Here is an 8,601-nt window from a genome sequence, read left to right as displayed (position 1 = left end):
TGTCTTGCGATGATCCCTGGCGTGTCGCGATCGGGGGCGACCATCGTGTCCGCAATGTTCCTCGGCGCCGACAAGCGTTCGGCCGCCGAATTCTCTTTCTATCTCGCCATGCCGACAATGGCCGGCGCCTTCGCCTACGATCTCTACAAGAATCACGGCCAGATGACAGCGAGCAACACGCTTCTCGTTGCCGTCGGATTCGTCACCTCGTTCATCTGTGGATGGATCGTCGTGAAGTCGCTGCTTGACTATGTGTCGCGCCACGGCTTCGCGCTGTTTGGCTGGTGGCGGCTGTTTGTCGGCGGAGTAGGCCTCGCCGCGCTGCTGCTTGGAAAATAACCGGCCCTGCGAATTCCAGCGGGACGATCAGGCGGCACGGCCCTGGAATTGTCCGGTCTTGCGGAAGCGCCACAGATAGGTCGGTACGACCACGGCGATCGAGGTCGGCGTGATGCCAAGTCCCTGCAGGGTGCGTCCGGCGAGCTCCGCCTCGGGCGAGACGATGTTGTCGGCCCGCAGCATTTCGACCTGATCCGGCGTGAGCGGCGGCTTCGGCACGAATTGCAGGATGCTCGCCTGCATTTTCGCCAAGCCGAATGGCAGGGGCGCCAGCAGACATTTCCGGCCGGTCGTCTGTAGCACGTACTCCATGAGCTGGCGGAATGTGAGCACGTCCGGACCGCCGAATTCGTAAGGGGCGCCCGGTTGTGCTTTTCCTTCGACCGCCGCGGCGATCGCCTCCGCGACATCCCCGGCAAAAACCGGCTGCATCCGCATCGCTCCGCCGCCAATCAGCGGCAGGACCGGCGAGAAGCGGGCAAGGCTGGCGAAGCGGTTGAAGAAATCATCTTCTGGGCCGAACAGGATCGAAGGACGGATGATCGTCGCTGCAGGCAGCGCGGCGCGAACCGCTGTCTCGCCTGCCGCCTTCGAGCGCCCATAGGCGGAAGGCGAGTTCTCGTCCGCGCCGATGGCCGACACGTGAATCAGTCGCGCGCCGTGGAGCGCGGCAGCCTGCGCGACGTGTTCGGCACCGACATGATGGATCGCGTCGAAGCGCTGACGGCCGCGTTCGAACAGGATGCCGGTGAGGTTGATGACGATGTCGGCGCCGCGCACGGCCGCTTCGATCGACGGCGGATAACGGAGATTCGCCTGCACCGCGTGGATCTGCCCGACCCCGCCGAGCGGCTGCAAATATCCGGTCAGATCCGGCCGCCGCACCGCAACCCGGATGCGATAGCGCTTTTTGGCCAGGGCCCGCACGACATGCCGACCGAGAAAGCCCGAGCCGCCGAAAATCGTGACCAGAGTATCGAGATGGGTTTTAGCGGTCATGACGAAGGACGCCTGGCTCGGGACGCGGGATGGATGACGAAAGCTCTATAGGACCGGAATGCGGGCAAGGAAAGCTATCCCGCCACGGCCGACCCCAACATTGACAAGCGCGAAGGCCGCCCCGTATGTGTCCGGCGGGCCCAGGTGGCGGAATTGGTAGACGCGCTGGTTTCAGGTACCAGTGGCGCAAGCCGTGGAGGTTCGAGTCCTCTCCTGGGCACCACTCGCATTTCGCTGGAGACAGCATGACGACCCGCCTGCATTGCGGCGACCTTCCCGACCTGTCCCGTTACAAGGGCGCGGTTGCGATCGATACCGAGACGATGGGATTGGAGCCGCACCGGGACCGGTTGTGCGTCGTGCAGCTTTCTCCGGGCGACAACAGCGCCGACATCGTGCAAATTCCCCGTGGCGGCGCGGCCGCGCCGAACCTCAAAAAGCTCCTCGGAGACCCCGGGATCGTCAAGATCTTCCACTTCGCGCGATTCGATCTCGCAGCGCTCTATCATGCCTTCGGCGTCATGCCGGAGCCGGTTTTCTGCACCAAGATCGCGTCCCGGCTGTCCCGGACCTATACGGACCGGCATGGCTTGAAGGATATCGTCCGGGAAATCCTCGGAATCGAGCTGTCCAAGCAGCAGCAATCGTCGGACTGGGGGGCTGAAACGCTTTCCGAGGCCCAATTGTCCTACGCGGCGAGCGACGTTCTTTATCTGCATCAACTTAAGGACCGGCTGGAAGCCATGCTGGCCCGCGAAGGCCGGGCCGAGATGGCCCAGGCCTGTTTCAGGTTCCTGCCGGTCCGTGCGCGCCTCGATCTGGCCGGGTGGGCCGAGGAAGACATTTTCGCCCATTCCTGACCCCATGCCGCCGTGTCAGGGCCATATTCGGGGGCGATTTTAGCGTCGGCGGCAATAATATTGACCAATCGGGGAAATAAGTGCCGTTTCAGGCGTGGATTGCGCGATATTAATGCGCTGATTTGCACCGCCTGAGAAAATACTGCCGTGGGGACCGGCTGAGTGATGACCGACAGCGGGAATGACGAAGGCCGCTATATCGGCGCGATCCGCGACAGCGACCGCGCGTATCGCGGCGCTGCGCGCCATAGCCGGATGGTGCGCGTTTTGCGCATCGTCATTCCGGTCGGCGTGGTGGTCGTCCTGCTCGGCGTGACGCTCGCGAGTTGGCTCAATCCGCTGCGCTTCCTGGCTGATCTGCCGGTCAGTCTGGGCAAGCTCGCGGTATCGGGCACCAAGATCACCATGCAGACGCCGCGCCTTGCCGGATATACGCGCGATCAGCGGGCCTATGAACTCAGCGCGGAAGCCGCCGCGCAGGACGTGACGAAACCCGATCTTGTGGAATTGCGCGAAATCCGCGCCAAGCTCGACATGCAGGACAAGAGCGTCATGGAAATGTCGGCGGTGAGCGGCCTTTACAATGCCAAGTCCGAAATGCTCACGCTGGGACAGAACATCATGCTGTCGTCGTCGACCGGCTATCAGGGACGACTGAGCGAGGCCGTGATCGACATCCGCAAGGGCAACATCGTTTCCGAAAAGCCGGTCGAAGTGAAAATGCTTCAGGGCACGCTGAACGCCAACCGGCTTCAGGTGATCGATGCCGGGGATATCGTCCGTTTTGAAGGCGGCGTCGTGATGAACATGATGCTTGCCAAGCCGGAGCAATCCGCGAAAGCGGATGCGCCATGAAAATGCGGGGCCTTTCAGCCTTTCACGGATTGGCGATGCTTTGCGCGCTGATGTTGCCTGCCGAGCCGACCGCCGCGCAGGCAAGCAAGGGCATCCCCAACGCGCTGCAGGGCTTTTCGCAAAACCGCAATCAGCCGGTGCAAATCGAAGCTGCGACCCTGGAGGTCCGCGATCGCGACAAGGTTGCGACTTTCAGCGGTGGCGTGAACGTCACACAAGGCGATACGAATATGAAGGCGAAGCTGCTGGTCGTTTATTACGATCAGGAAGCCACGCCGGGGGCCATGAAGGCGGCGACGCCCGGACCGCAAGGCGCGCAGCAGATTCGCCGGCTGGAAGCCAAGGGCGGCGTGGTGGTGACGCAGAAGGACCAGATCGCGACGGGCGATACGGGAATATTCGACATGCGCGCCAATACTGTGACGCTGTTGGGAAACGTGACGGTCAGCAAGGGCCAGAACGTGATGCGCGGAGAACGGCTGGTGGTGAACCTGGAAAGCGGAATCTCGACCGTCGAGGCCGGCAAATCCAACGGACGCGTGCAGATGCTCATCAATCCGAATGATGCGAGTTTCAAAGGCCTCGCCAAAGACAAAAAGTCAGAAGGCAAAACCAACACGCGCGCGTCCGAAGCGGCAAAACCGGCTGCATCGCGCAGTTCGCCGATCTATTGACGTCCCTGACCCCGCCAATGCGCCGGAAGGTCCCGCCAGGGCTATTGTATCGGGCTCGGCCGGTCGCGTTTTCGGCCGCGAACCGCTACACATGGCGCCGGTTAGCGAAATTCTGAGGCCAGTTTGCTTGACGAGATTCTGACACGCCTGGGCCGCCATCGCCGCGATGCCGCGCGCAGGCGCAAGCTATCGTTGGCTGACCGGCTGGCGGAAGCAAGGGCAATGATCGCCGATAGCTGGCGCAGCAGCGGATGGCTGCGCAAGGCCAATTTCCGCAGCAAAACGGTCCACGAGCGGGGACGCAATCCGATCCCAGGCGGCGAGGCTGCGCGAGCTGTCGCCCGGTCGGAACCGGCGGTGCGGCCGCCCGGACCTCCCCGTCCGCGAATTGCCGCGCCAGCTCCCGTGCACCGACCCGCCAAGGCGGGCTATCTCGCGGCTCACAGTCTCGAAAAGACGTTCGGATCGAGAAAGGTGGTGCGGGGCACGAGCCTCTATGTCCGCCGGGGTGAAGCCGTGGGGCTGCTGGGTCCCAACGGAGCGGGCAAGACGACGGTTTTCTACATGATCACCGGGCTGATCAAGGCCGAGCGCGGCCGCATTGAGCTCGACGGCTACGACGTGACGGCCTTGCCGATGTATCAGCGTGCGCGGCTGGGGATCGGCTATCTGCCGCAGGAAGCTTCGATTTTCCGCGGCCTGAATGTCGAGGACAACATCCGCTCGGTGCTCGAAGTGGTCGAACCGGACAAGAAGCGCCGCGAATACGACCTCAACGCGCTGCTGGAAGAATTCAACATCACGCGGCTGCGCAAGACACCTTCCATTGCGCTATCGGGCGGCGAGCGACGGCGCGTGGAGATCGCCCGCGCGCTGGCGAGCCGGCCGAGCTACATGCTGCTGGACGAGCCGTTCGCGGGCATCGACCCGATCGCGGTGGGCGATATCCAGGCTCTGGTCCGGCACCTGACCTATCGGGGCATCGGCGTGCTCATCACCGATCACAACGTGCGCGAGACGCTCGGGCTCACCGACCGGACCTACATCATTTATTCCGGAGAGGTCCTAATGGAGGGACGGCCAGACGACATCGTGAACAATCCGGATGTCCGTCGGCTCTATCTGGGGGACGAATTCCGGCTTTAGGATTCGGCCCTGGCCGTTCCGTTCCGGTTAATGGCCGGTTAACTGCGGGCATAACTGGCCTCATTTTTTAACATGCACAAATCATGCCGGAAGGCTAAAAGCCTTTCATGGCCCTGACGACTCGACTCGAATTCCGGCAAAGCCAGGCGCTCGTGATGACGCCGCAGCTGATGCAAGCCATCAAGCTGCTGCAGCTCTCGAACCTGGAATTGACGGCCTATGTCGAGGAGGAACTCGAACGTAATCCGTTGCTGGAGCGTTCGAGCGGCGATGAAAGCTCTGCTCCCGAGGGCGAGACGCGGGAAAACCGCGCAGAGCCCTCCGAGGAACTTGCCGCGACGGATCGCTTTGCCGACGAGGCAGTGTCGAGCCCGGACGGGGTCGAAGACCGGCTCGGCAATGCCGTCGACAATGTCTACGCCGATGACGACGAACCCCTGGCGAAATCACGGGAGCCGGACATCGGCGGATCGCCGGAATGGGCGAGTAGCGGCGGCAGCGCAGCGTCCGACTACAATCTTGAAGCTTTCGTCGCGGCGGAAGTCACGCTTGTCGATCATCTTGCGTCCCAGCTTGTTCTCGCCATCGCAGACCCCGTGCGCCGGCTCATCGGTCAATATCTGATCGATCTGATCGACGAAGCCGGCTATCTGAAGGATGATCTCGCTGCAATCTGTGAGAAGCTTGGCGTGACGCGCGACGACGTCGAGGCGACGCTTGCGATCATCCAGACCTTCGATCCGCCCGGCATCGGCGCGCGCAATCTCAGCGAATGCCTTGCGATCCAGTTGAGACAGCGTGATCGTTTCGATCCGGCTATGGCGGCTCTGGTCGGTCATCTCGATCTGCTCGCAAAGCGCGATTTCGCGGCGCTGCGGCGCACCTGCAACGTCGATGAGGAGGATCTGGCCGACATGATCGGCGAACTCCGCGCCCTCAACCCCAAGCCGGGCCTCGCATTCGGCTCCGCCGAGGTGCAGCCGGTCCTGCCCGACGTATTCGTGCGGCAAGGGCCGGACGGTGGATGGCTAGTGGAATTGAATACGGACACTCTGCCGAAGGTCTTGTTGAACCAGAACTATCACGCTCGCGTCTCGAAAAGCGCCGCCAATATCGCCGAGAAGAATTACCTGGCGAACTGCCTGCAAACGGCCACTTGGCTCATTCGCGCGCTGGATCAACGCGCGCGGACGATCCTCAAGGTTTCAGCAGAGATCGTGAAGCAGCAGGACGCATTCTTCACTCATGGCGTTCAGCATCTGCGTCCGCTCAATCTCAAGATGATCGCAGATGCGATCAAGATGCACGAATCCACCGTCTCTCGCGTCACGACCAACAAATACATGGCCACCAACAGAGGAATTTTCGAACTCAAGTATTTTTTTACCTCGGCCATCGCGGCAGCCGATGGCGGGCAAGCGCATTCGGCCGAAGCCGTGCGTCACCGCATCCGGCAAATGGTCGATTCCGAGGACGCGGACGCCGTGCTGTCGGACGATACGATTGTGGAGAAGCTGCGCGAGACCGGCATCGACATCGCACGGCGGACCGTCGCCAAATACCGCGAAGCCATGCGAATCCCGTCATCCGTGCAGCGTCGGCGCGAAAAGCGCGTGGCGACGCCTTGATTCGCCGCCGGACGTTCCGGCACCCATTGACGGCGCGGGGCACCCTCCGTATACCCGCCCCCTTCCACCACCTATTCCCAGACGTTCCGGACCGGTTCCATGCCGCTCACCGATCTTGTCGCGCCGAACGCCGTTATTCCGGCGCTGAAGGCCAATGGGAAAAAGCAAGCGATTCAGGAAATCTCAGCCCGCGCCGCCCAGGTCAGCGGACTGAACGAGCGGACCATCTTCGAGACGCTGCTGCAGCGGGAGCGGCTGGGTTCGACGGGGATCGGACAAGGCATCGCCATTCCGCACGGCAAGCTTGCCAATCTCGACAAGCTGTTCGGCGTTTTTGCGCGTCTCGATCGTCCAATCGATTTCGAGGCGCTGGATGGCCAGCCGGTCGATTTGATTTTTCTTCTGCTCGCGCCGGAGGGCGCCGGTGCCGATCATCTCAAGGCGCTGGCGCGGGTCGCGCGTCTTTTGCGCGATCCGGACGTGGCGCGCCCGCTGCGTGAATCACGCGATGCGGAAGCGCGTTATGCCGTGCTGACGGCAGATTTGACTCAAGGTTAGGTTTTGGAAAATGCTGCTCGTCCGTGCCCGGCCAGAGCCGGGCACGACACCCGCCATGTCAGTGGACGCTCACGGTTTCGAGTTCGTGACTCCACGCATTGGCGATCGCCGCTTCGCGGCTGTCGGTCACCATGATCGGCGTGCCGTCCGCAGCGTGCAAGGCGAACAGTTGCAATCCGGGCTGCAATTCGGGCGCTTCCGGATAGAGATCATGCACCTGCTCGGACCGGATCGGCTTCACATACGCAATTTTACCCCCGCCCAGGACGGCAAAAGCTTGCGGTGTCATCGGGTCGTTGCTCATGCCTCGACTCCTCTCTTGTCTGTCAAGTGCGGAACGGGGACTTCGTTCCTCACTCATGGTCCTTGATTGCGATAGACCGCACCAGGCGCTCCGGTTGCGGGCGGACAAGATCGATCGCCAGCAAGCCGTTTTTCAGATCCGCGCGGCGCACCTCCATTCCGTCAGCCAGCACGAATGTGCGCTGGAACTGTCGGGAGGCGATGCCGCGATGCAGATATTGACGGCCCTTGTCCTCGCTTTGACGGCCGCGGATTACGAGTTGGTTCTCCTCGACGGTCACCTCGAGCTGATCGAGCGTAAAGCCCGCCACCGCAAGCGTGATGCGGAGCCGCTCGGGATTGCCATCATCCTTCGGGAGGCGCTCGATGTTGTACGGCGGGTAACCATCGGCGGCTTTCGCCACACGATCGAGCACACGCTCGATCTCATCAAATCCGAGCAAAAACGGACTGGAAAGCGACGGAACTCGAGACATCTCAAAGCCCTCTTCGAAGCGACTTTGACGGGCCCTTGCGGCACCCCTTTTTCCCGGACGAACCCGCCCGGGAATGATCCCTATATGGGTCAGGACATCCGAACCTTCAAGAACCGCCAGTGAGGGCCGGGGGAGGCTGGTGGAGCCAGGCGGGATCGAACCGCCGACCTCCTGCATGCCATGCAGGCGCTCTCCCAGCTGAGCTATGGCCCCGATTGCCTTGACCGCGACAGCAGGGATCGTCGCGGCCTTCCTGGCAGCAGGTCCGCGTCGCGGCAAACCTGTTGCCCTGAAATCACAAATTCAACGAAGCCTCAAGTCTCCTCTTCCTTCTCGATGCCGTCGCCGATGATGTCGGTCACGTCGGCATCTCCCTCCTCGCCCTCCTCGATGAAGGCGTCGAGGGTCTCCCCGACCTCCACGTCCTCATCCTCGCCTTCCGCGCCATCCGCCACCTTCGCGCCTGCCGTTTCGGCATCCGCGTCCTCCAGCGAGATGAATTCCGCGTCGGCCGTTTCCGGGGCCATGACGACAGGAGCCGGCTTGGCCGCGGTGCGGGGAGCCGCCTCCGCGCGTGCCCGGACCGGGGGCGCAACCACCTCGAAAACGGTGCCGCATTTGGGGCAGACGATCGGGCTTTTGCTGAGATCGTAGAATTTTGCGCCGCAGGAAGCACACAGGCGCTTGGTGCCGAGCTCCGGTTTCGCCACGGGTTGGAATCCTCAAGGGTCCGTTGGAAAGGGTGTTTCCCTTGACCGCTTGC

General features: G+C 62.4%; 11 protein-coding genes and 2 tRNA genes. 8 read left to right on the top strand and 5 right to left on the bottom strand.

The features are described from left to right. Positions 1-339, top strand: a 339-nt coding sequence (locus tag AB7F49_RS35865; protein ID WP_428531595.1) for an undecaprenyl-diphosphate phosphatase, incomplete at its 5' end; no start/stop codon positions are given. Positions 340-366: 27 nt separating this feature from the next. Here the strand turns inward: AB7F49_RS35865 and AB7F49_RS35860 are convergent. Continuing rightward, positions 367-1,338 (bottom strand): complex I NDUFA9 subunit family protein, encoded by a 972-nt coding sequence (locus AB7F49_RS35860; protein WP_428531592.1) that lies wholly within the window; start codon positions 1,336-1,338, stop codon positions 367-369. Positions 1,339-1,476: 138 nt separating this feature from the next. Here AB7F49_RS35860 and AB7F49_RS35855 point away from each other — a divergent pair. From AB7F49_RS35855 to ptsN, 7 genes are all read left to right on the top strand, one after another. Next, a tRNA-Leu gene (locus AB7F49_RS35855) sits at positions 1,477-1,561 on the top strand. A gap of 22 nt (positions 1,562-1,583) precedes the next feature. Further along, positions 1,584-2,198, top strand: coding sequence for a ribonuclease D (locus AB7F49_RS35850; protein ID WP_428531589.1), 615 nt, complete (start codon positions 1,584-1,586; stop codon positions 2,196-2,198). Positions 2,199-2,363: 165 nt separating this feature from the next. Continuing rightward, a complete protein-coding gene (gene lptC / locus AB7F49_RS35845) occupies positions 2,364-3,053 on the top strand; it encodes an LPS export ABC transporter periplasmic protein LptC (RefSeq protein WP_428531586.1) in 690 nt (229 codons plus the stop codon). Continuing rightward, the gene (locus tag AB7F49_RS35840; RefSeq protein WP_428531583.1) at positions 3,050-3,727 is read left to right on the top strand and encodes an LptA/OstA family protein; all 678 of its coding nucleotides are present in this window, start codon (positions 3,050-3,052) and stop codon (positions 3,725-3,727) included. The genes lptC and AB7F49_RS35840 overlap by 4 nt, the downstream gene beginning before the upstream one ends. 222 nt (positions 3,728-3,949) lie before the next feature. After that, positions 3,950-4,873, top strand: coding sequence for an LPS export ABC transporter ATP-binding protein (lptB, locus tag AB7F49_RS35835; protein WP_428531580.1), 924 nt, complete (start codon positions 3,950-3,952; stop codon positions 4,871-4,873). A gap of 107 nt (positions 4,874-4,980) precedes the next feature. Further along, positions 4,981-6,501, top strand: coding sequence for an RNA polymerase factor sigma-54 (gene rpoN / locus AB7F49_RS35830; RefSeq protein ID WP_428531577.1), 1,521 nt, complete (start codon positions 4,981-4,983; stop codon positions 6,499-6,501). Positions 6,502-6,600: 99 nt separating this feature from the next. After that, entirely contained in the window at positions 6,601-7,059 is a 459-nt protein-coding gene (gene ptsN, locus AB7F49_RS35825) for a PTS IIA-like nitrogen regulatory protein PtsN (protein WP_428531574.1), read from the top strand. 58 nt (positions 7,060-7,117) lie between these two features. On the opposite strand, the gene AB7F49_RS35820 is transcribed toward ptsN, so the two are convergent. From AB7F49_RS35820 to AB7F49_RS35805, 4 genes are all read right to left on the bottom strand, one after another. Beyond that, on the bottom strand, positions 7,118-7,363 hold the full coding sequence (locus tag AB7F49_RS35820) for a DUF1150 family protein (RefSeq protein ID WP_428531571.1): 246 nt from the start codon (positions 7,361-7,363) through the stop codon (positions 7,118-7,120). Between the two features lie 49 nt (positions 7,364-7,412). Beyond that, positions 7,413-7,838: an Hsp20 family protein gene (locus tag AB7F49_RS35815; protein ID WP_428531568.1), complete on the bottom strand. Its 426-nt coding sequence runs from the start codon at positions 7,836-7,838 to the stop codon at positions 7,413-7,415. A 137-nt stretch (positions 7,839-7,975) separates the two neighbouring features. Further along, a tRNA-Ala gene (locus AB7F49_RS35810) sits at positions 7,976-8,051 on the bottom strand. A 101-nt stretch (positions 8,052-8,152) separates the two neighbouring features. After that, positions 8,153-8,548 (bottom strand): TIGR02300 family protein, encoded by a 396-nt coding sequence (locus AB7F49_RS35805; protein ID WP_428531565.1) that lies wholly within the window; start codon positions 8,546-8,548, stop codon positions 8,153-8,155. Between the last annotated feature and the right edge of the window lie 53 nt (positions 8,549-8,601).

This window comes from Pseudorhodoplanes sp. (assembly GCF_050250235.1).
In the GTDB taxonomy this organism is placed as follows: Bacteria; Pseudomonadota; Alphaproteobacteria; order Rhizobiales; family Xanthobacteraceae; genus Pseudorhodoplanes.
The sequence above is the reverse complement of the archived record's forward strand: the minus strand, read 5'-3'. Positions and strand labels throughout refer to the sequence as shown.

What these genes read in the sequence shown, in the direction of transcription:
- AB7F49_RS35840 (WP_428531583.1), top strand. Translation starts at nt 3,050, where the DNA reads ATGAAAATGCGGGGCCTTTCAGCCTTTCACGGATTGGCGATGCTTTGC.
- AB7F49_RS35815 (WP_428531568.1), bottom strand. Translation starts at nt 7,838, where the DNA reads ATGTCTCGAGTTCCGTCGCTTTCCAGTCCGTTTTTGCTCGGATTTGAT.
- lptB (WP_428531580.1), top strand. Translation starts at nt 3,950, where the DNA reads ATGATCGCCGATAGCTGGCGCAGCAGCGGATGGCTGCGCAAGGCCAAT.
- lptC (WP_428531586.1), top strand. Translation starts at nt 2,364, where the DNA reads ATGACCGACAGCGGGAATGACGAAGGCCGCTATATCGGCGCGATCCGC.
- AB7F49_RS35860 (WP_428531592.1), bottom strand. Translation starts at nt 1,338, where the DNA reads ATGACCGCTAAAACCCATCTCGATACTCTGGTCACGATTTTCGGCGGC.
- rpoN (WP_428531577.1), top strand. Translation starts at nt 4,981, where the DNA reads ATGGCCCTGACGACTCGACTCGAATTCCGGCAAAGCCAGGCGCTCGTG.
- AB7F49_RS35850 (WP_428531589.1), top strand. Translation starts at nt 1,584, where the DNA reads ATGACGACCCGCCTGCATTGCGGCGACCTTCCCGACCTGTCCCGTTAC.
- ptsN (WP_428531574.1), top strand. Translation starts at nt 6,601, where the DNA reads ATGCCGCTCACCGATCTTGTCGCGCCGAACGCCGTTATTCCGGCGCTG.
- AB7F49_RS35820 (WP_428531571.1), bottom strand. Translation starts at nt 7,363, where the DNA reads ATGAGCAACGACCCGATGACACCGCAAGCTTTTGCCGTCCTGGGCGGG.